This is a genomic window from Pseudomonas sp. 21 (genome assembly GCF_000955805.1).
Taxonomy (GTDB): domain Bacteria; phylum Pseudomonadota; class Gammaproteobacteria; order Pseudomonadales; family Pseudomonadaceae; genus Pseudomonas.
Map to the genome: position 1 here is coordinate 440,693 of NZ_JYOA01000005.1, position 19,138 is coordinate 459,830.

18 protein-coding genes and 1 pseudogene are annotated in these 19,138 nt (G+C 67.0%); 5 read left to right on the forward strand and 14 right to left on the reverse strand.

Translation table 11 applies throughout. The features are described 5' to 3' along the window. The first annotated feature begins 43 nt into the window (after positions 1-43). A complete protein-coding gene (locus tag UB43_RS14845; protein WP_045212248.1) occupies positions 44-931 on the forward strand; it encodes a class I SAM-dependent methyltransferase in 888 nt (295 codons plus the stop codon). On the opposite strand, the gene UB43_RS14850 is transcribed toward UB43_RS14845, so the two are convergent. The 5 genes and pseudogenes from UB43_RS14850 to UB43_RS14870 all read right to left on the reverse strand — a co-directional run bounded on the left by UB43_RS14850 (position 932) and on the right by UB43_RS14870 (position 5,389). Beyond that, complete coding sequence (locus UB43_RS14850) at positions 932-2,725, reverse strand: ABC transporter ATP-binding protein (protein ID WP_045212250.1); 1,794 nt, start codon at positions 2,723-2,725, stop codon at positions 932-934. It abuts the gene before it with no gap. Next, positions 2,718-3,320: a DsbA family protein gene (locus UB43_RS14855; RefSeq protein WP_177329800.1), complete on the reverse strand. Its 603-nt coding sequence runs from the start codon at positions 3,318-3,320 to the stop codon at positions 2,718-2,720. Before UB43_RS14855 ends, UB43_RS14850 begins: the two co-directional genes overlap by 8 nt. A gap of 36 nt (positions 3,321-3,356) precedes the next feature. Then, entirely contained in the window at positions 3,357-4,292 is a 936-nt protein-coding gene (locus tag UB43_RS14860; RefSeq protein WP_045212254.1) for a rhodanese-related sulfurtransferase, read from the reverse strand. Positions 4,293-4,466: 174 nt separating this feature from the next. Beyond that, the gene (locus UB43_RS14865) at positions 4,467-4,778 is read right to left on the reverse strand and encodes a BolA family transcriptional regulator (RefSeq protein WP_045212256.1); all 312 of its coding nucleotides are present in this window, start codon (positions 4,776-4,778) and stop codon (positions 4,467-4,469) included. Positions 4,779-4,830: 52 nt separating this feature from the next. After that, a pseudogene (locus UB43_RS14870) lies at positions 4,831-5,389 on the reverse strand (DUF2059 domain-containing protein). Between the two features lie 121 nt (positions 5,390-5,510). Between UB43_RS14870 and UB43_RS14875 the strand changes: the two are divergent. The 4 genes from UB43_RS14875 to aqpZ all read left to right on the forward strand — a co-directional run bounded on the left by UB43_RS14875 (position 5,511) and on the right by aqpZ (position 9,515). Then, entirely contained in the window at positions 5,511-6,524 is a 1,014-nt protein-coding gene (locus UB43_RS14875; RefSeq protein ID WP_045212259.1) for a DUF2804 domain-containing protein, read from the forward strand. Between the two features lie 134 nt (positions 6,525-6,658). Further along, positions 6,659-8,053, forward strand: a complete 1,395-nt coding sequence (locus UB43_RS14880; RefSeq protein WP_045212262.1) for a class II fumarate hydratase — start codon at positions 6,659-6,661, stop codon at positions 8,051-8,053. Then, the gene (locus UB43_RS14885; RefSeq protein WP_045212265.1) at positions 8,046-8,669 is read left to right on the forward strand and encodes an NAD(P)H-dependent oxidoreductase; all 624 of its coding nucleotides are present in this window, start codon (positions 8,046-8,048) and stop codon (positions 8,667-8,669) included. The genes UB43_RS14880 and UB43_RS14885 overlap by 8 nt, the downstream gene beginning before the upstream one ends. A gap of 162 nt (positions 8,670-8,831) precedes the next feature. After that, positions 8,832-9,515, forward strand: a complete 684-nt coding sequence (gene aqpZ / locus UB43_RS14890; protein ID WP_045212267.1) for an aquaporin Z — start codon at positions 8,832-8,834, stop codon at positions 9,513-9,515. A 237-nt stretch (positions 9,516-9,752) separates the two neighbouring features. On the opposite strand, the gene UB43_RS14895 is transcribed toward aqpZ, so the two are convergent. The 9 genes from UB43_RS14895 to ssuD all read right to left on the reverse strand — a co-directional run bounded on the left by UB43_RS14895 (position 9,753) and on the right by ssuD (position 19,073). Beyond that, positions 9,753-12,311 (reverse strand): TonB-dependent receptor, encoded by a 2,559-nt coding sequence (locus UB43_RS14895; protein ID WP_045212269.1) that lies wholly within the window; start codon positions 12,309-12,311, stop codon positions 9,753-9,755. Positions 12,312-12,600: 289 nt separating this feature from the next. Further along, a complete protein-coding gene (locus tag UB43_RS14900; RefSeq protein ID WP_045212272.1) occupies positions 12,601-13,551 on the reverse strand; it encodes a FecR family protein in 951 nt (316 codons plus the stop codon). Continuing rightward, positions 13,548-14,069 carry a sigma-70 family RNA polymerase sigma factor gene (locus UB43_RS14905; protein WP_045212275.1) on the reverse strand — a complete coding sequence of 174 codons (522 nt, stop codon included), beginning with the start codon at positions 14,067-14,069 and terminating at the stop codon, positions 13,548-13,550. Before UB43_RS14905 ends, UB43_RS14900 begins: the two co-directional genes overlap by 4 nt. 187 nt (positions 14,070-14,256) lie before the next feature. Further along, positions 14,257-15,216, reverse strand: coding sequence for a DMT family transporter (locus UB43_RS14910; RefSeq protein WP_045212278.1), 960 nt, complete (start codon positions 15,214-15,216; stop codon positions 14,257-14,259). Between the two features lie 93 nt (positions 15,217-15,309). Beyond that, entirely contained in the window at positions 15,310-15,729 is a 420-nt protein-coding gene (locus tag UB43_RS14915; RefSeq protein WP_045212281.1) for an MAPEG family protein, read from the reverse strand. A 248-nt stretch (positions 15,730-15,977) separates the two neighbouring features. Beyond that, the gene (locus UB43_RS14920) at positions 15,978-16,193 is read right to left on the reverse strand and encodes a molybdopterin-binding protein (RefSeq protein WP_017517652.1); all 216 of its coding nucleotides are present in this window, start codon (positions 16,191-16,193) and stop codon (positions 15,978-15,980) included. A 44-nt stretch (positions 16,194-16,237) separates the two neighbouring features. Then, positions 16,238-17,050, reverse strand: a complete 813-nt coding sequence (ssuB, locus tag UB43_RS14925; RefSeq protein WP_045212283.1) for an aliphatic sulfonates ABC transporter ATP-binding protein — start codon at positions 17,048-17,050, stop codon at positions 16,238-16,240. Next, complete coding sequence (gene ssuC, locus UB43_RS14930) at positions 17,047-17,841, reverse strand: aliphatic sulfonate ABC transporter permease SsuC (RefSeq protein ID WP_045212284.1); 795 nt, start codon at positions 17,839-17,841, stop codon at positions 17,047-17,049. Before ssuC ends, ssuB begins: the two co-directional genes overlap by 4 nt. Positions 17,842-17,924: 83 nt before the next feature. Beyond that, entirely contained in the window at positions 17,925-19,073 is a 1,149-nt protein-coding gene (ssuD, locus tag UB43_RS14935) for an FMNH2-dependent alkanesulfonate monooxygenase (RefSeq protein ID WP_045212286.1), read from the reverse strand. Positions 19,074-19,138 lie beyond the last annotated feature (65 nt).

The window sequence follows — 19,138 nt, forward strand, 5'->3', positions numbered from 1 at the left end:
GGTGGCGCTTTCTCATCACTGAGCGGTATCCCAGGTGGACGGCATGGACAACGGCACCCAGCAGAATCCGAACTCGCTAACCGAAGCCATCGAGCAACTCGAACAGCAGCTGCGTCACCTCAGGGATGACGAGACCGACCTGCTGGCGCTCGCCACGGGCAGCGCGCCGCCCGCCGAATCCCCGCGCGTGGTGCCCTTCCCCCGGCGCCGCGAACGGCCGATGGGTGAAGGCGCCGGCAACGCCGTGCTGATGGACTACCTCTACGGCATCGACAGCACGCTACGCTCGCTGCTGCCCGACGGGCCGACCGAGGAGCTGTTCCGCTACGCCAGCTCCGCCCCCGCCTCCCGCGCACTGCGCTCGCGCCGCCAGTTGCTGGCGCGGGAGATCGACCGCTGCTGCGACCAGCTCAGCGGCCAGGCGCGCATCCTCTGCGTGGGCTGCGGACACCTGCGCGAGGTCGAGTTGGCGCGCTCGCTGCGCCACGGCCAGTTCCGCCAGTTCACCGCGCTGGATGCGCAGGCGCTGTCCCTGCAGACGGTGGAGGCCAGCTACGCCGCGCTCGGTGTGCAGACACAGCAATGCAACCTGGACGACCTGTTCTACGGACGCCAGGACCTCTGCCATTTCGACCTGATCTACTCGCCGGGCCTCTACGAGGTGCTGGACGACCACGACGCCCGCGACCTGACCCGCAACCTGTTCGCCCGCCTGCTGCCCGGCGGGCGCCTGCTGATGGGCAACTTCCTCCCCGGCGTGCCGGATATCGCCTACCTCGAAGGCCTGCTGGACTGGCGCCCGCACTACCGCAGCGACGCCTGCCTGCTCGACCTGCTGCTGGGCATTCCCTACAACGACATCGGCAGCGCGCGAGTCTTCCACGACCTGGGCAATTGCGTGGCCTTCCTCGAAGTCACCCGCTACGGCTGATCAGCCCTGCTGCAGGTGACCGTACAAGCGCGCGTAGAGCCCGCCTTCGGCGATGAGTTGCTGGTGGTCACCGTCCTCGGCGATGCGCCCGCCGTCGAATACCAGCACGCGGTCGGCCTGTTTCACGGCGGACAGGCGGTGGGCGATGATCAGCGTGGTGCGCCCTTCGAGGAAGCGTTCCAGCGCCTGGTGCAGGGCGTATTCGGTGGCGGCATCGAGGGCCGAGGTCGCCTCGTCGAGGATCACCACCCTGGGTTCGGCGAGCACCATGCGGGCGATTGCCAGGCGCTGCCGCTGGCCACCGGAGAGGCGCACGCCGGAACGCCCGACCACGCTGTCCAGCCCCTGTGGCAAGGCGCGAATGGTATCCGCCAGCTGCGCCACTTCCAGTGCGCGCCAGCACGCCTCGTCGCCACGTTCACGGCCCATCGTCAGGTTGGCGCGCACCGTGTCGTTGAACAGCGCAGGGTGCTGCAGCACCACGGCGACATGCTCGCGCACGCAGTCCAGGCCAATCTCCTCCAGTGCCGCGCCGCCATAGCGGATGGTCCCGGACTGCGGCTGGTAGAGGCCCAGCAGCAGTTGCACCAGGGTGCTCTTGCCGCCGCCACTGGCGCCGACGATGGCGACCTTCTCGCCGGGAGCGATGTCCAGGTCGAGGCCATCCAGCACGAGTTCATCGCGGTAGGCGAAGCTCAGGTCACGCACCTGGATGCCGACGCTGGTGTGCCCGGCGAACGGATCACGGCGGTGTTGGTAATGGGGTTCGTCGGCGCGCGCCAGCAGCTCGTTGATGCGGGTCAGCGCGCCACCAGCGGCGTAATAGGCGTATTGCAGGCTGAGCAACTGCTCGACCGGGCCGATCATGAACCAGAGGTAACTGAACACCGCCAGCATCTGGCCGATGGACAGGTCGGAGAACAGCACGGTGACCATCGCCGCGGCGCGGAACAGGTCGATTCCGAACTGGAACAGCAATCCACTGGCGCGCCCGGCGGCGTCGCTCTTCCACTGCGAGGCGACGGCGTAGTCGCGCACTTCGCGGGCGCGCACGCCGAGGCGGCCGAGGAAGAAGCCCTGGCGGTTGCCGGCGCGCACTTCCTGGATGGCTTCGAGGGTTTCGGTCAGCGCCTGGGTGAAGCGCGAGGTGCTGTCGTTCTCCAGCTTCTTCAGGTGCTTGACGCGCTTGCCCAGCTGCACCGTGGCGAAGATCACCAGCGGGTTGAACAGCAGGATCAGCAGCGCCAGCTTCCAGTGCATCCAGATCAGGATGCCGGCGGTGCCGCAGAGCGTCAGTAGCGCCACCAGGAAGCGACTCAGGGTGTCGCCGACGAACTTGTCGAGGGTGTCGAGATCGGTCACCAGGTGCGCGCTGACCGAGCCGCTGCCGAGGGTCTCGTATTCGCCCAGGGCGATGCGTTTCAGCCGCTCGATCAGGCGCAGGCGGATGCGGTACACCACGTCCTTCGACAGCCGCGCGAACAACTTGGCCTGCAGCACGTTGAACACCAGCGCGCAGCTGCGCAACACCAGGGTCACCAGCAGCATCAGGCCGATATAGCCGGCGGGTTTCTGCCAGCCGTCCGGCAACCAGTGGTTCATCACCTGCAGGGCGGCATCGCCCTTGCCCAGCAGCACTTCGTCCACCAGCAGTGGCAGCAGCAGCGGAATCGGCACGCTGCAGGCGGTGGCCAGCACGGCAACCAGGTTGGCGAGCAGCAGGGCCTTGCGATGACGGAAAGCGAGCCGGCGAATCTCCGCCCAGCTCAGGCGGTCAGCGGACAGCTCAGGCATGCCGCCCGCGCTCCAGCCAGCGCTCCAGCAGCGGAGCGAGTTCGCCCAGCGGCTGGTAGCCGTTGGTCAGCAGGGCCAGCTGGCCGTCACGCTCGGCCAGCAGCGTGGGGAAGCCGGCGATGCCCAGGTCGCGGGCCCAGGAAAAGTCGGCCAGGGTCGCCAGGTGGCTGTCCTGGCTGTCGAACGCTTCGGCGAATTCGATACGCGGCAGCCCGACCTGTTCGGCCAGCTCGCTGAGCACGCTGGCCTGGGTGACGTCGCGGCCTTCGGCGTAGAACGCCCGCTGGATTTCGCCGACCAGCGCCCAGGCGCAGTTCTCGTCCAGGCGGCGCGCGGTGACGATGGCCCGGCAGGCCGGCTCGGTGTCGTAGACGAAGCCGTCAGGCAAGGCGTCTTCGAAGCGGAACGGCTGGCCGGTGGCTTCATGCACCGCCTGCCAGTGTTCGAGGATGTAGCGCTTGGTGGTCGGCTCCAGCGCCGCCCCCTGCCCCGTGCGCAGCCCGCCCATCACCAGCGCCAGCGGCACGCCGGCGGCGCGCGCCTGCTCTTCCAGCTTCCCGGCCACCGGGGCGAAACCCCAGCACCAGGAGCACATCGGGTCCATCACGTAGAGCAGGCGGCTGGTCATGGATCAGTTCTCCGCGCGGGGATCACGGCCAATGGGGTGCGGCTGGTTGCGCTGGCGCGCCAGTTCGATCTGCTTCTGCCGCTCGCGGGCGCTGGCGCGGGTCTTCTCCGACAGCGTGTCCCAGCAGTGCGGGCAGCTGATGCCCGGTGCGTAGTGCTCGGAAGCGCGATCCTCGACCGAGATCGGGTTGCGGCAGGCGTGGCACTGATCGTAGTCGCCTTCGGTCAGGTCATGGCGCACCGTCACGCGGTTGTCGAATACGAAGCAGTCGCCGCGCCAGAGGGTGTCGGCCTCGGGCACTTCCTCCAGGTACTTGAGGATGCCGCCCTTGAGGTGGAACACCTCTTCGAAGCCTTCGCTGAGCATGTAGCTCGAGGCCTTCTCGCAGCGGATGCCGCCGGTGCAGAACATCGCGACCTTCTTGTGTTTCGCCGGGTCGTAATGCTCGCGGATGTAGTCGGGGAATTCGCGGAACGACTTGGTCTTCGGGTCGATGGCGCCCTCGAAGGTGCCGATGGCCACTTCGTAGTCGTTGCGGGTGTCGATCAGCAGGACTTCCGGATCGGAGATCAGTGCGTTCCAGTCCTGGGGCTCGACGTAGGTGCCGACCTTGGCGTTCGGGTCCACGCCCGGCACGCCGAGGGTGACGATTTCCTTCTTCAGCTTGACCTTGGTGCGGTAGAAGGGCTGCTCGTCGCAGTAGGACTCCTTGTGGTCGACATCGGCCAGGCGCGCGTCAGTGCGCAGCCAGGCGAGCAGGCCGTCGATGCCGGCGCGGGTGCCGGAGACGGTGCCATTGATGCCTTCCTCGGCGAGCAGCAGGGTGCCCTTCACGCCGTTGTCCAGCAGGGTCTGCAGCAGGGGTTCGCGCAGGGCGACGTAGTCGGGCAGGGAGACGAACTTGTACAACGCCGCGACGACGATTCTTTCGGTGGTCATGCATCACTCCAGTGGTCGCCCGCGTAAAGGGCGGACCGGGTTTCTTTGGATCGACAGCCTGAAACGACAGCGGAATCAGAAGCTGAAAATGACAGCGCCGGCAGAAGCCGGCGCTGGGTGTCGCATTCTACCGGAGCGGGGCGAACCCCGCACGCGGTTGGTCAGCCGAGCCGATCAGTGAGGAAGATCGTGCTTGCTGCCGCCACGGCAGGTCGGCGAATCCGGTGCCACGCCCTGCTGCGCCCACTCCTCGGGGGTGTAGGTGTGCATGGCCAGGGCGTGGAACTGGCTCATCAGCTCGCCGAGCGTGGCGTAGACCTTCTGATGCCGCTTCACCGCGTTCAGCCCGGCGAACACCGGGCTGACGATCACGGCCTTGTAGTGCGTTTCCTGTCCGCGGCTGTGCATATGGCTCTCGTCGAGCACCTCGAGGTGTTGCGGTTCGAGGGCGCCCAGGGCGGATTGGAGTCGGTCACGCATGCTCATGTCGGGTCTCGCTGGCAGTCAGTACGGTTCAGGCAGGTGGAAATCAGGCCGATCAGGGCTTCTTGGCCGGAGCGGCCGGGGCCTTCACGCCCAGTTCCTTGTCCATGTCGGCCATCAGCTTGTTCACCGGCTCCACCGCGGTCTGCAGTTTGGCCTGGGTCAGCTGGGCGGATTCGGCGGTCAGGCGCGGCATCTTCTCCAGTACCTTGCGGCCCAGGGGCGATGCGTAGAAGTCGTTCAGCTGCTTGAGCTCGGACTCGCTGAAGTTGCTGGTATAGAGCTTGACCAGTTCGGGCTTGAGCTTGTCCCAACCCACCGCGCGGTCCAGTTCGGCATTGGCCTTGGCCTGGTAGCGGTCGAGCACGGCCTTCTTGCTGTCCGGCGCCTTGGCCTGGGCGAAGCGCTGGGCGAGCATCTGCTGGACTTGCGCGTAGACCGGCACGGTCAGCTTGTCGGCATGGACCTGCTTGAGGAATTTCTCCGCCTCGGCGTTGGCGTCAGCCAGTGCCACGGAACTGAAGCCAACCAGAAGTGCTGCGGTGCAGAGGGAACGAAGAACGGTCATGGGGCAGTCCTGTGAGTCTGAAGGGTGTCCGGGTGGGACCCGCCATTCTGCGCCTAAGTTCGGAATGCGCTCAAGAGACTGCCAAATGGCCGGGAAGTGACCGGCTTCTCTTGTAGGACAGTTCATGAAACGTCATGCTGCGGCGCGTTGCCACATGGATGTGACCGATGAACACCCTCACCCACCCGCCGACGCTCGTCGCCGCGCCGCCCCTGTGCGATGCGCGCGGTCGCCTGAACAGCGCGGCCGTGGGCTGGTCATCGCGGCCACAGACGCTCTGCCGGCTCTCCGGCAACGCCGGCCGGCGCAAGCGCTGGAACCACTGGTGCATCAACGCGCCGGGCTGGATGCTCTCGATCACCATCGCCGACCTCGACTACCTGGGCTACGGCGCCGTGTACTTCCTCGACCTGGAAACCGGACAGTCGGTGCACCGCACCCAGTTCAGCCCCTTCGGCCTGGGCTGCCACCTGCCGGACATGCCCAACCAGAGCCATCGCTTCGAGCACGGCCAGCTGTGCCTGGGCTTCGACGAACAGCCCGGCCAGCTACGCATCACCGCCTGCGCGCCGAACCTGGGCGGCCAGCCGCTGAACCTCTCCCTGGAAGTGCAGCGCCCGGCGCACCTGGAGTCGGTCAACCTGGTGGTGCCCATGGGCGGCAAGTGCTTCCATGCCTGCAGCCGGCAGATGGGCCTGCCGATCAGCGGCAGCCTCACCCTCGGCCACAAGACCTACCGCTGCACTGACGGCCAGAGCTTCGCCGCGCTGGATTTCGGCCGGGGCGTCTGGCCTTTCAATACCCAATGGACCCGCGCCGCCTTCGCCGCGCCCGGCGGCATCGCCGGCAACTTCGGCGCCGGCTGGACGGAAAACAGCCACCTGAGCGAGAACGCCCTGTGGTTCGGCGGCGAACTGCAGGCGCTGGGCGGCCCGGTGGATATCCGCCAGGTGCCGCACGACCCGCTGTCGCCCTGGCAACTGCGCGGCAGCGATGAGCGCGTCGACCTCACCTTCACCCCGCGCAAGCTGCACCGCGCCAGCCCGCGGCTGGGCCCGCTGTTCGCCGAGACCAGCCAGTGGTTCGGCCGCTTCGACGGCTCCCTGCGCGAAGCTGGCGGCGAGCTGGTGCCGGTCAATGGCGCGCTCGGCTGGATCGGTTCGACCCACGCCCGTTGGTGACGGCCGGTCGGTGATTGGCGGTCAACGCAACGGCACACCACTGAAACCGCTCTATCACGGCCATTGAGCCAGCGTGGAACCCGGAAGCCCCGTAGCGGCCTAAACTGGCCGAGACCCTTTCCGGAGAATGCACCATGAGCCGCACCGAAACCGACAGCCTCGGCCCTATCGAAGTCCCTGAAGACGCCTACTGGGGCGCGCAGACCCAGCGCTCGCTGGAGAACTTCGCCATCGGCGGGCAACGCATGCCCTTGGCCGTGGTGCATGCCCTGGCCCTGATCAAGAAGGCCGCCGCGCGGGTCAACGCGCAGCTCGGCGAGCTGCCGGAGAACATCACCAGCCTGATCGAGGAAGCCGCCGACGAAGTGCTGGCGGGCGAGCACGACGATCAGTTTCCCCTGGTGGTCTGGCAGACCGGCAGCGGCACCCAGAGCAACATGAACGTCAACGAAGTGATCGCCGGGCGCGCCAACGAGATCGCCGGAAACGGCCGCGGCGGCAAGAAGCCGGTGCATCCCAACGACCACGTGAACCGCGCGCAGAGCTCCAACGACAGCTTCCCCACCGCCATGCACATCGCCGCCGCCCAGGCGGTGCAGAACGACCTGCTGCCGGCCGTTGCCGAACTCAGTGGCGGCCTCGCCCAGCAGGCCGCGCGCCACGCCAACCTGGTGAAGACCGGGCGTACCCACCTGATGGACGCCACGCCCGTCACCTTCGGCCAGGAACTGTCCGCCTTCGTCGCCCAGCTCGACTACGCCGAACGCGCCCTCCGCGCGGCGCTGCCGGCTGTCTACGAGCTGGCCCAGGGCGGCACCGCCGTCGGCACCGGGCTGAACGCACCGAAGGAGTTCGCCGAGGCGATCGCCGCCGAACTGGCCGACCTTTCCGGCCTGCCCTTCGTCTCCGCGCCGAACAAGTTCGCCGCCCTCGCCGGCCACGAACCGCTGGTGACCCTGGCCGGCGCCATGAAGACCCTCGCCGTGGCCCTGATGAAGATCGCCAACGACCTGCGCCTGCTCGGCTCCGGCCCGCGTGCGGGCTTCGCCGAGGTGAAGCTGCCGGCCAACGAGCCGGGCTCCTCGATCATGCCCGGCAAGGTCAACCCGACCCAGTGCGAGGCGCTGTCGATGCTCGCCTGCCAGGTCTTCGGCAACGACGCCGCGATCACCTTCGCCGCCAGCCAGGGCCACCTGCAGCTCAACGTCTACAAGCCGGTGATCATCCACAACCTGCTGGAATCCGCGCGCCTGCTGGCCGACGGCTGCCGCAACTTCAACACCCACTGTATCGCCGGCATGGAGCCGGACGCCGCGAAGATGCGCGAGCACCTCGACCGCGGCCTGATGCTGGTGACCGCGCTCAACCCGCACATCGGCTACGACAAGGCCGCCGAGATCGCCAAGAAGGCCTACGCCGAAGGCAAGACCCTGCGCGAAGCCGCGCTGGAACTGGGCTACCTGAGCGACGCCGAGTTCGACCAGTGGGTGCGCCCGGAGACCATGCTGGAGGCCGGGCAGAATGGTTGAGCCGACCCGCTCCGGCGCCACCCCCATCGAGGGCGACGGCAAGCGCGTGCTGCTGGTGCTGGGCTCGCCCAAGCCCGGCGGCTTCTGCCATGCAGTGGCCGAGGCCTACGCCCACGGCGCCCGCGCCAAGGGCCATGTGGTGCACACGCTCAAGCTCGGCGAGATGAACTTCGACCCGGTGCTGCGCGGCGGCTACGAACAGAGCCAGAACCTGGAGCCGGACGTGCTCGAAGCCCAGCGGCAGATCCACTGGGCGCAGCACATCGCCTTCGTCTACCCGATCTGGTGGGGCGGCCTGCCGGCGCTGCTGCAGGGCTTCTTCGACCGCGTGCTGCAACCCGGCTTCGCCTTCCGCTACCGCTCGATGGAGTCCCGCGAGTTCGAACCCTTGCTGGGCGGGCGCAGCGCCGACCTGCTGGTCTGCCACGACCAGACCCACTGGCATTACCGCCTGCGCCAGGGCGCCCCGGCCCACCGACAGATGACCCGCTGCATCCTCGCGCCCTGCGGCATTGCCCTGCACCACCTGGAAGAATTCAGCCCGGTGCGCGGTTCCAGTGAAGAGCAGCGGCAAACCTGGCTGCGCCGGGCGGAACAGCTGGGCACGCAGGCCTGAGGGGATGGCGGATAGCGCGTGACATGCTATCCGCCATCCCATCGACACCCCATTCGGAATGCATTCCCTACGCCTTGGGAAATCCCCTACACCGCGCCAACCCTCGACTTCCCTAGCATGCGCTCGCCCCAATCCGGGGTTCCTCTTGCCTCTGGAGGCAGCATGCTTCGCAAACTTTCCGCCGAAATGATCGGCACGTTCTGGCTGGTGTTCGGTGGTTGCGGCAGCGCCATCTTCGCGGCCCACGCCATTGGCGTGCTGGGTGTTGCCCTGGCCTTCGGCCTGACGGTCGTGACCATGGCCTATGCCATCGGCCCGATCTCCGGCTGTCACCTCAACCCTGCCGTCACCCTCGGCCTGTGGGCCGGCGGTCGTGTCCGCACCCTGGACGTGGTGCCGTACATCGTTGCCCAGGTCATTGGCGGCGTGCTCGCCGGCGCCGTGCTGTTCTATATCGCTTCCGGCAAGCCGGGCTTCGACGCGCTGGCCGGCTTTGCCGCCAACGGCTTCGGTGAGGGCTCGCCCACCGGCTACAGCATGCAGTCGGCGCTGGCCATCGAAGTGCTGCTGACCGCCTTCTTCCTCTTCGTGATCATGGGCGCCACCGACAGCAAGCTGGCCCCGGCGGGCTTCGCGCCGATCGCCATCGGCCTGACGCTGACGCTGATCCACCTGATCAGCATCCCGATCGACAACACCTCGGTGAACCCGGCGCGCAGCCTGGGCGTGGCGATCTTCGCCGACCCACTGTTCATGAAGCAGCTGTGGCTGTTCTGGGTCGGCCCGCTGGTGGGCGGCGTGATCGGTGCGCTGGTTTACCGCGTGGTGCGTCCGGCTTCTGCCTGATTCATCCTGCATTGCTGACACGAAACGGGCGCCTTATGGCGCCCGTTTTCATGGGTGCTCGGCCTGTCTGTAGGAGCGAGCCTGCTCGCGAACCCGCCCTGCTCCGCTGCTGCCGGGCAATCCGTTCGCGAGCAAGCTCGCTCCTACAATCGATCACGTGCCAAAGCGCAGGCGTTGTCGGCAGGTAAAGCGTTCCGTTCTACCGGGCCGAAAGCGCGATCACATACCGAGCAGGGCTCAGAAGTACTGGGTAAGGCTGAACTTGGCGTTGCGCCCCTGGCTGTAGACGCTGTCGCCGGCCAGCGCGGGGTGGTAATCGCGGTTGAACAGGTTGTCCACGGTGAAGTTCAGCTCGGTGTTTTCCAGGCCCAGGCGGCGCGGCTTCCAGCTGGCGAAGACGCGCTGGGTGTCGTAGCTGTCGTTGACCGTCTGGTCCCAGAAGATGTCGCCGACGCTGGTGCCCATGCCGCCGGAATACTTGTCGCTGGGCAGGCGGTCGGTCTGGCGGACGAACTCGCCCTGCCAGCCGATCTGCGCGTCCCACGCCGGGATCTTGGTGCCCAGGGTGGCGACCCACTTGGCCGGCGGCACATCGCGTGCCCACACGTTCGGGCCCCAGGGGTTGCTGTAGGCCCCGTCGTGCTTGCCGGTCACCCACGAATACGACAGCCCGCCGAACAGCCAGGGGCTGTCGTAGAAGCTCTCGATTTCGAAGCCCTTGTAGGTCACGCCCGGCAGGTTGCGGTAGTTGGAGAGCGGCAGGTAGTCACCGCAACTGCCGGAGATGGTGCCGTTGTCGATGGCCTGCTGTTCGCAGCCGACGCTGCGGGTGCGGAAGATTTCGTCCTTGATCTTGTTCTGGAACAGCGTGGTGCGTACCTGCAGGTTGTCGCCGTTGATGAACAGGTCGGGCAGGTTGACCAACGAGCCGAAGCGCAGCGCGTGGATGCGCTCGGGGTCGAGGTCGCGGCTGGTGGCGCTGACCGTGCTGCTGTTCTGCACCTCGTACATCTCGTCGATCACCGGCGCGCGCCAGGTACGGCTGTAGTCGGCGAAGAAGCCCAGGCGCTCGGTGGCGGTCCAGAACAGCGACAGGCGCGGCGACCAGCCGCTGTAGGTCTGCGAGCTGTAGTCGTGGCCTTGGGCGGCGTTGTTGTAGATCGGCGCGTCGTTGTCCTTGCCCTGGTTGCGCACGTGGTCGAAGCGCAGCGACGGGGTGATGGTCACGCTGCCCAGGGTCAGCGCGTCCTGGATGTAGGCGCTGTTGGTGTTCTGCTTGCCGCTGGGCATGAAGGTCGGCTGGAAGTGGCCGTAGTTGTAGCGCGCGGTGTTGTAGGTGGAGCCGGGGATGTACATGTCGGTGGTGCGGGTATGGCGGTGGAACTGCGTCCCCACGGTGAACGCGTGTTGCACCGGGCCGGTGGCGAACAGGCTGGTGTTGCGCAGCTCCAGCACCTTGTCCTTGTAGTCCGTGTCCATCTTGCGGCCACCGGTGGAGACCTGGAAGAAGGCGTCCGGATTGCGCTCGTCGGTCTGGTCGATGTGCGACTCGGAGTACTGCACCATCAGGTCGATCAGCGGGTTGTCGATCGGGTGGTATTCGTACTTGCCGGACCAGGTGGTGTCGGTGGTGTCGCGGTGCGCCAGCAGGCGCTTGAGCGCCGCCTCGTAGCCGTAGCGATCGATGCTCGACTGGGTCGGTGGCGTCGGGTAGGAGGCCGAGGAGAACGGCGTCCAGCGGGTGCTGTGGGAGCGGCTGTAGGCCAGGCTGATGTCGTTGTCGAGGTTGGGATGCAGGTTCAGCTTGAACAGCCCGGCATCCAGGTCCTGGGCGCTGTTGGGCAGGCGGCTGGGGTTGATCGGGTAGTTGTTGTTCGGGTCGGGAATGTGCCCGGCGAGCTTGATGTCGCGGCCGTCGCGGGCGGTGACGTAGGCCAGCGCATCGACCTTGCGGTCCTCGGTACGGCCGTAGACGGCACCGCTGTAGATCTTCTGCTGGTCGTTGGAGTGGTAGCCGTACTTGAGCATGGCGCCGACGTTCTGGTCGTCACGCAGCATATCCGGTGCGTCCTTGGTCTCCATGTGCACGGTGCCGCCGAAGCCGCCGTTGCCGTTGTAGACGGAGTGCGGGCCCTTCTCCACTTCGATGCGCTTGATCAGCTCCGGCTCGATGAACACGGTGCCCTGCTGGTAGCGCTCGAAGCCGCTCTTGGTGGCGCCGTCGAGGGTGAAGGGTACGTCCTCGGCATCGCCCAGGCCCCAGATGTTGACGGTCTGCCCGCCCGGCTTGGGCGAGCCGCCCATGGTCACGCCGGGCAAGGTCTGCAGCAGGGTGGGAATGTTGTCGGCCTGGATGCGCTCGATGTCCTTGCGGGTCAGGGTCGAACGGCCGACATTGCTGGAGTCCACCGACAGGCCGCTGCCGACGATGGTCTGCGAGTCCAGCTCGATGGCGTTGTCGCTGAACTTGTCGACCTTGCCGGAGCGCCGCACGACAAAGCCGTCGCCCGCCTCCACCAGCTCCAGCGACGAGCCCTTGAGCAAGTGTTCCAGGGCTTCGCGCATGCTGTAGCGGCCGGCTACCGCGGGCGCCGTGAGACCTTCCAGCTGGGAGGCGTCATAGAGCACCTGCACGCCGGCCTGCTGCGACAGGCTGCCGATGGACTCGCTCAGCGCCTGCGCCGGCAGGTCGACCTGCCAGTCGGCGGCGCGGCTGTACTCGGCCATCATCAGGCTGCCGAGCAGCACGGCGCAGCCCAGCGGGCGCGCGAACGGGAAGTTGAAACGAGACTGCATGCAAGGCCCTCCCCAGGGTCGAAAAGCGCTGCGCGTTTCGCAGCGAATGACGGGGAAGACCTTCATTCGAGAAAAACCCACACCTGCAAATAAAAATATTTCTCAAGAAAGATTTTCGGCACGTGTGAGCCGGTTGGGTAGGAGCGGACTCCGTCCGCGATCGGCCCCGCCTCGCGCTGGAAGTCATCGCGGACAAAGTCCGCTCCTACGCTCGTGGCAGCGCCGGTGCACCCTGTAGGAGCGGGCCNNNCCCGCGATCGCGCGCATGGCCCGCTCCTACAAGGGGAAATCAGCGTGGGAGGATGACGGCGCTGCCATCGGCCTTGCGCTGCACGCGCACATCCAGCAGCACCGGCAGGGCGGCGAGGAAGTCGTCCGGGCGCGCCAGGCGCACGTTGCCGGAGATCGGCTTCTGCGCCAGGCGCTCGTCGCCCAGGCGAATGGGCGCGGCGCGGTATTGCGACAGCTCGTCCACCAGCGCCCCCAGCGGCTGGTTGCGGAAGGCGAGCATGCCGTCGCGCCAGGCGGCGATGGAGGCGACAGGCACGCGGTCGATCTGCGCCGCCCCTGCCCCGGCGGCAAGCTGGGCGCGATCACCCGCGGTCAGGGTCTGCTCGTCCCGCGCAGCGAGTTTCGCCTGCAGGGCCACCTTGCCGTGGCGTACCGCGACAGTCAGCCCTGCGTCTTCTCGGAGTACATCGAAGCCGGTGCCGAGGACACGCACACGGCTGTCACCGGAGGTCACCCGGAAGGGCCGGCCAACATCGTGGGTGACTTCGAAATAAGCCTCGCCGCGCAACAATTGCACGTCGCGAAAAGCATCCGAGAAGTCCACGCGTAACGACGAATCCCCCGCGAGGAAAACCCGCGTGCCATCGGCCAACGTCACCTCGCGCTGCTCGCCCGCAGCGGTGGTTTGCACCTGTTGTGGATCGGCCAGGCGGCCGCCGCTGAAGTCGTTGGCCAGCAGCAACGCCGCGCAGAACACGCTGGCAGCCGCGAGCCCGCGCCAGGGCAATGCCGGGCGACGGCTAGATGCGATGGCGGGCCGACGAACCTGGTCGAGATCGCGCCACAACTGCTCGATCTCACGGTAGGCGGATTCATGGGCAGGGTCTTCCGCCAGCCAGTCGGCGAAGGCCTGGCGCTCGCGGGCATCCCAGGCGCCCGCGCGCTGGCGGCTGAACCACTTGGCGGCCAGTTCGTCGATCACCTGCTGGCGTTCTTCCTGCGGCGTCATGCTTCGCCCTCTCCCTGAACCTGACGCTTGCAATGCAGCAGCGCGCTGGCAACGTGCTTCTCCACCATGCTCAATGAAATCCCCATGCGCCTGGCCACCTCCGGCTGCGACAGGCCATCGAACTTGTGCAGGATGAAGGCCTCGCGGCGCCGCGGCGGGAGGCTGTCGAGCGCCTTCGAAAGCTGGCGAAGATAGCGTTGTCGCTCGAACTGCACCACGGGTTCGCCTCCTTCGGCGGCCGGTTGCTGGTCACTGTCGAGGGCCTCTTCCGGCTCGCTGGAGAAGCGCCGGGAGCGCTGCCAGTGGTCGCGCAGCAGGTTGCGCGCGACCTGGAACAGGAAGGCGCGCGGCTGCTCCACTTCATGCCGCGAGGAGGATTTGAGCCACTGGGCGAAGGCGTCCTGGGCGAGGTCGGCGGCGTCCGCCGAACTGCCCAGTTGCTTGCGCAGGAAGCGCAGGAGTTCGCCGTGGAAGGAGCGATAGGCCTGGGACACCGAACGGGAGAAACGCTCATCCATCGACCCACGCCTCCCGGCGTCGCCGCCCTGCCCCGCTGTTGCCCGCTACCACGTCGCCCCCGAACCGAGGCACTGGGCCTCGACAACCATCGAATTGCACAAATGATAATACATATCATTTGCGAAAATGAAGCCGAACGCGAGCGCTGGATAGCAGAAGGCCGCCTCACGGCGGCCTTCGGGGGATTCAAAGGTTGGCGATGCGCGCCCTGCGCGCCCGGTAACTGCGCAACAGTGAAGGCGCCAGCGCGGTCAGTGCCGAGCCGCTGACCACCAGCAGCGCGCCGACATAGGCCAGCCCGTTGAGGTCTTCGGGCAGGACGAACTCGGGCCACAGCGAGGCAGCCAGCGCCACCGAGGCGAAGGTCACCAGCGGGGTGATCGCCAGGGTCGCGCTGACCCGCGAGGCTTCCCAGTGCGCCAGCGCCTCGGCGAAGGCGCCGTAGGCCACCAGGGTGTTCAGGCAGCAGGCCAGCAGCAGCCAACCCTGCAGCGGCGAGAGGTCCAGCGCTTCCAGCGGATGCGCCCAGGGCGTGAGCAACGCGCCGCAGCCCAGGTAGATCACCATCATCACCTGCACCGAAGTCCACTGGGTCAGCAGTTGCTTCTGTGCCAGGCCGTAGAACGTCCAGATGAAGGCAGCGAAGACCACGATCAGCACGCCGGTGGTGTACTCGCCCAGCGAACTGAACAGTTCCGCCAGGCGCTGGTTGAAGAACAGCCCGAAACCGAAGATGAGTACGGCAAGCCCCAGCGCCTGGCCGATGCTGAAGCTCTCCTTGAAGACGAACAGGCTGCCCAGCAGGAGCAGGATCGGCGCGATCTGGATCACCAGCTGGGTGGTGCCCGGCGTGAGCATGCGCAGGCCGATCAGGTAGCACACGTAGTTGCCGGTCAGGCCGAGAATGGCCAGCAGCACCAATCCCTTGCCGCGCGCACCAAGTGGCGAGAAACGTGGCAGCTGGCGGGTGAAGGCCAGGTAGATCAGCAGCAGACCACCGGACACCACCAGGCGAAACCAGGTGACGGTGATCGGGTCCATGACCTTCAGGACCTCCTTGAGCTTGATCGGCAGAATGCCCCAGAGAACGGCGGTGACCAGGGCCAGGAACAGGCCGAATTGCCAGCGGCCGGATGAAACGTGCATGGGAGCCTCGACGCGTGTGCGGTCCGCCATGCTAAGTCATGGCGGTATCGCCCCATAGGAACAGTTGCGTTGCGCAACTGTTCCGGTCCCCACTCAGATCAGGGTGGAAAGACGCAGCAGCCACCAGATCAGGATGATCAGCTGGACGAAGAAAGCAGCGAAGCGCACCCACACCGCCAGCGCGGAAGTGCTGAGCAGATGCACCACCGACTGGACGATGCGCGCCACCAGCAGAGTCGGCGCCAGGGGGTCGGTGATCAGCACCTGGTCGGTGACCATCGCATAGAGCAGCACCGCGCAGAACAGCGGCACGTTCTCCACGCAGTTGGCGTGGGCACGCACCAGGCGCTGGCCGAAAGTGCCGGGGGTGTTGCTGCCGTCGGCGGCGAAGACGTTGACCTTCATGCGGCCACTCATCACCAGCAGGCCACGCTGGTTGACCAGCAGCAGGACCAGCAGCACGGTCCAGGCGACCAGGCCGAGCAACGCGAAGGCAGAGGGACTCAGGGACATGCGGGACTCCTTTCTCTTGTTGGTTTGAGCGGAGTCTAGGGGAAGTAGAGCAATTGCTCTAGCCCGCACAAAGGTGGGCTTGGGGTAGGAGCGGACTCCGTCCGCGATCGATTTCCGGCCGCTCCGAGCGGGCCGGTGGCACATCGCGGACGGAGTCCGCTCCTACGCCCATTGGGAAAACCACAAGCGGCCCAGAAAGAAAACGGGCAGCCCGTTTCCGGACTGCCCGTTGTCTTCCAGCGCCGCATTCAGAGCTTGGCGATGGACACCTCGGTGGATTTCACGAAGGCGATCACTTCGCTGCCGATGGCCAGTTCCAGTTCTTTCACGGAACGGGTGGTGATCACCGAGGTGACGATGCCGGCGGCGGTCTGCACGTCGATTTCCGACAGCACGTCGCCTTCGACGATTTCCTTGATGGTGCCTTTGAACTGGTTGCGGACGTTGATGGCTTTGATGGTCATGGCGTTTCTCCTTGGGGAATGGCGTTACACGTGTGAACGTTGGATCAGAGTGCCCAGCGCAGTTGCGTGGGCAGTGGGGATACGGGTTCCGGCTCGGGCGGCTGCGCCGGCAGCGACAGCACGCGTTCGAGCACTTCGGCTTCCAGCGCGGCCAGGCGTGCCGAACCACGGGCGCGCGGGCGGTGCAGTTCGACATTCAGGTCCAGGCCGATCTCGCCGTCCTCGATGAGGATCACCCGGTCGGCGATGGCCACGGCCTCGGCGACGTCGTGGGTGACCAGCAGCACGGTGAAGCCGTGCTGCTGCCAGAGCCCTTCGATCAGTTGCTGCATCTCGATGCGGGTCAGCGCATCCAGCGCACCCAGCGGCTCATCGAGCAGCAGCAGGCGCGGCTGGTGGATCAGCGCGCGGGCCAGGGCCACGCGCTGCTTCTGGCCACCGGACAGGCTGGCCGGCCACTCGTTGGCGCGGTCGGACAGGCCCACGGCTTCCAGCGCTTCCAGCGCCTTGCCGCGCCAGTCGCCCTTCAGGCCGAGGCCGACGTTGTCGATCACCCGCTTCCAGGGCAGCAGGCGCGAGTCCTGGAACATCAGGCGGGTTTCTTCGCGGGCGCTTTCCAGCGGCGCGGAGCCGGCCAGCAGTTGGCCGTCGCTGGTTTCATCCAGCCCGGCCAGCAGGCGCAGCAGGGTGCTCTTGCCGCAGCCGCTGCGGCCGACGATGGCGACGAACTGGCCGGCGGGAATCCGCAGGTCGATGCCCTTGAGGACTTCGCGCTCGCCGAAGCGCTTGCGCACGCCTTCCAGCACCAGCGGGATGCCTTTCTTGAGTTGTTGCGGCAACTGATTCACTGCGTTCATGCCGCACCTCCTTTCACCTGATACGCCGGGTGCCAGCGCAGCCAGACGCGTTCCAGGCCACGAGCAGCGAGGTCAGCCAGCTTGCCGAGCACGGCGTAGAGCAGGATCGCCAGCACCACCACATCGGTCTGCAGGAATTCGCGGGCGTTCATCGCCAGGTAGCCGATGCCGGAGTTGGCGGAAATGGTCTCGGCGACGATCAGGGTCAGCCACATGAAGCCCAGGGCGAAGCGCACGCCGACCAGGATCGAGGGCAGCGCGCCGGGCAGGATCACCTGGCGGAACAGCGCGAAGCCGGACAGCCCGTAGCTGCGCGACATTTCCAGCAGGCCCGGGTCGATGTTGCGGATGCCGTGGTAGGTGTTGAGGTAGATCGGGAACAGCGTGCCAAGGGCGACCAGGAAAATCTTCGCCGACTCGTCGATGCCGAACCACAGGATCACCAGCGGGATCAGCGCCAGGTGCGGCACGTTGCGGATCATCTGCACCGAGCTGTCGAGGAAGCGTTCGCCCCACTTCGACAGGCCGGTGATCAGCCCCAGCACCAGGCCGATGCTGCCGCCGATGACGAAGCCGACGGCAGCGCGCCAGGTGCTGATCGCCAGGTGTTGCCACAGCTCGCCGCTGACCACCAGGTGGTAGCCGGCCTCGGCCACCGCGCTGGGTGCCGGCAGGATGCGGCTGGACAGCCAGCCGAATTCCACCGCCAGTTGCCAGATGAGCACCAGGCCCACCGGCAGGGCCCAGGGCGCGAGGCGCTGGGCGATTGAATTGACCTTCGTGTTGCTCATCTTCTGCTCTCACGCATCGCGGGCATGGCCCGCTCCTACAACCAGACGGATGACGCCCTGGCGTCATCCGCCGCGCCGGTTCCTCAGCTCGCCGAAGCGGCCTTGGGCAGGATGTCGTTGGCGACCATCTCGCCGAACGGGCTGACGTAGCCACGTGCCTGCGGTTGCTGGGGCTGGGCGAGGTCCAGGTGCGGGAAGAGCAGTTCGGCGACTCGGTAGGACTCTTCCAGGTGCGGGTAGCCGGAGAAGATGAAGGTATCGATGCCCAGCTCCGCGTACTCCTTCACGCGCGCCGCCACGGTCGGGCCATCGCCCACCAGCGCAGTGCCGGCGCCGCCGCGGACCAGGCCGACGCCGGCCCAGAGGTTGGGGCTGACTTCCAGCTTGTCCTTGCTGCCGCCGTGCAGGGCGGCCATGCGTTGCTGGCCGACGGAATCGAAGCGCGCCAGCGAAGCCTGGGCGCGGTCGATGGTGTCCTGGTCGAGATGGGAGATCAGGCGGTCGGCGGCCTGCCAGGCTTCGTCGTTGGTCTCGCGGACGATCACGTGCAGGCGGATGCCGAAGCGCACGCTGCGGCCCTGCTTGGCGGCCTTCTCGCGCACCTGGGCGATTTTCTCGGCGACGGCGGCCGGCGGCTCGCCCCAGGTCAGGTACAGCTCGACCTGCTCGGCGGCGAGGTCTTGCGCGGCATCGGAGGAGCCCCCGAAGTACAGCGGCGGACGCGGCTGCTGGATCGGCGGATAGAGCAGCTTGGCGCCCTTCACCTGCAGGTGCTTGCCGTCGTAGTCGACGGTCTCGCCTTCCAGCACACGGCGCCAGATGCGGGTGAACTCGACCGAGGCTTCGTAGCGCTCGGCGTGGCTCAGGTGCAGGCCGTCACCGGCCAGTTCGTCCGGGTCGCCACCGGTCACCAGGTTGAACAGCGCGCGCCCGCCGGAGAGCCGGTCGAGGGTTGCGGCCTGGCGGGCGGCCACGGTCGGGGAAATGATGCCTGGGCGCAGGGCGACCAGGAACTTCAGGCGCTGGGTCACCGGGATCAGCGAGGCGGCAACCAGCCAGGAGTCCTCGCAGGAGCGGCCGGTGGGGATCAGCACGCCGCCGAAACCGAGGCGGTCGGCGGCCTGGGCGACCTGTTGCAGATAACCATGGTCCACGGCGCGGGCACCTTCGGCGGTGCCCAGGTAGTGGCCGTCGCCGTGGGTCGGCAGGAACCAGAAGATGTTGAGACTCATCGCAGTAACTCCAGATAAGCGCGCCGGCGTGGCGTAGCCGCGCGATGAAGGGGTAGGTGTACGTG

What these genes read in the sequence shown, in the direction of transcription:
- UB43_RS14845 (WP_045212248.1), top strand. Translation starts at nt 44, where the DNA reads ATGGACAACGGCACCCAGCAGAATCCGAACTCGCTAACCGAAGCCATC.
- UB43_RS14850 (WP_045212250.1), bottom strand. Translation starts at nt 2,725, where the DNA reads ATGCCTGAGCTGTCCGCTGACCGCCTGAGCTGGGCGGAGATTCGCCGG.
- UB43_RS14855 (WP_177329800.1), bottom strand. Translation starts at nt 3,320, where the DNA reads ATGTGCTCCTGGTGCTGGGGTTTCGCCCCGGTGGCCGGGAAGCTGGAA.
- UB43_RS14860 (WP_045212254.1), bottom strand. Translation starts at nt 4,292, where the DNA reads ATGACCACCGAAAGAATCGTCGTCGCGGCGTTGTACAAGTTCGTCTCC.
- UB43_RS14865 (WP_045212256.1), bottom strand. Translation starts at nt 4,778, where the DNA reads ATGAGCATGCGTGACCGACTCCAATCCGCCCTGGGCGCCCTCGAACCG.
- UB43_RS14875 (WP_045212259.1), top strand. Translation starts at nt 5,511, where the DNA reads ATGAACACCCTCACCCACCCGCCGACGCTCGTCGCCGCGCCGCCCCTG.
- UB43_RS14880 (WP_045212262.1), top strand. Translation starts at nt 6,659, where the DNA reads ATGAGCCGCACCGAAACCGACAGCCTCGGCCCTATCGAAGTCCCTGAA.
- UB43_RS14885 (WP_045212265.1), top strand. Translation starts at nt 8,046, where the DNA reads ATGGTTGAGCCGACCCGCTCCGGCGCCACCCCCATCGAGGGCGACGGC.
- aqpZ (WP_045212267.1), top strand. Translation starts at nt 8,832, where the DNA reads ATGCTTCGCAAACTTTCCGCCGAAATGATCGGCACGTTCTGGCTGGTG.
- UB43_RS14895 (WP_045212269.1), bottom strand. Translation starts at nt 12,311, where the DNA reads ATGCAGTCTCGTTTCAACTTCCCGTTCGCGCGCCCGCTGGGCTGCGCC.
- UB43_RS14900 (WP_045212272.1), bottom strand. Translation starts at nt 13,551, where the DNA reads ATGACGCCGCAGGAAGAACGCCAGCAGGTGATCGACGAACTGGCCGCC.
- UB43_RS14905 (WP_045212275.1), bottom strand. Translation starts at nt 14,069, where the DNA reads ATGGATGAGCGTTTCTCCCGTTCGGTGTCCCAGGCCTATCGCTCCTTC.
- UB43_RS14910 (WP_045212278.1), bottom strand. Translation starts at nt 15,216, where the DNA reads ATGCACGTTTCATCCGGCCGCTGGCAATTCGGCCTGTTCCTGGCCCTG.
- UB43_RS14915 (WP_045212281.1), bottom strand. Translation starts at nt 15,729, where the DNA reads ATGTCCCTGAGTCCCTCTGCCTTCGCGTTGCTCGGCCTGGTCGCCTGG.
- UB43_RS14920 (WP_017517652.1), bottom strand. Translation starts at nt 16,193, where the DNA reads ATGACCATCAAAGCCATCAACGTCCGCAACCAGTTCAAAGGCACCATC.
- ssuB (WP_045212283.1), bottom strand. Translation starts at nt 17,050, where the DNA reads ATGAACGCAGTGAATCAGTTGCCGCAACAACTCAAGAAAGGCATCCCG.
- ssuC (WP_045212284.1), bottom strand. Translation starts at nt 17,841, where the DNA reads ATGAGCAACACGAAGGTCAATTCAATCGCCCAGCGCCTCGCGCCCTGG.
- ssuD (WP_045212286.1), bottom strand. Translation starts at nt 19,073, where the DNA reads ATGAGTCTCAACATCTTCTGGTTCCTGCCGACCCACGGCGACGGCCAC.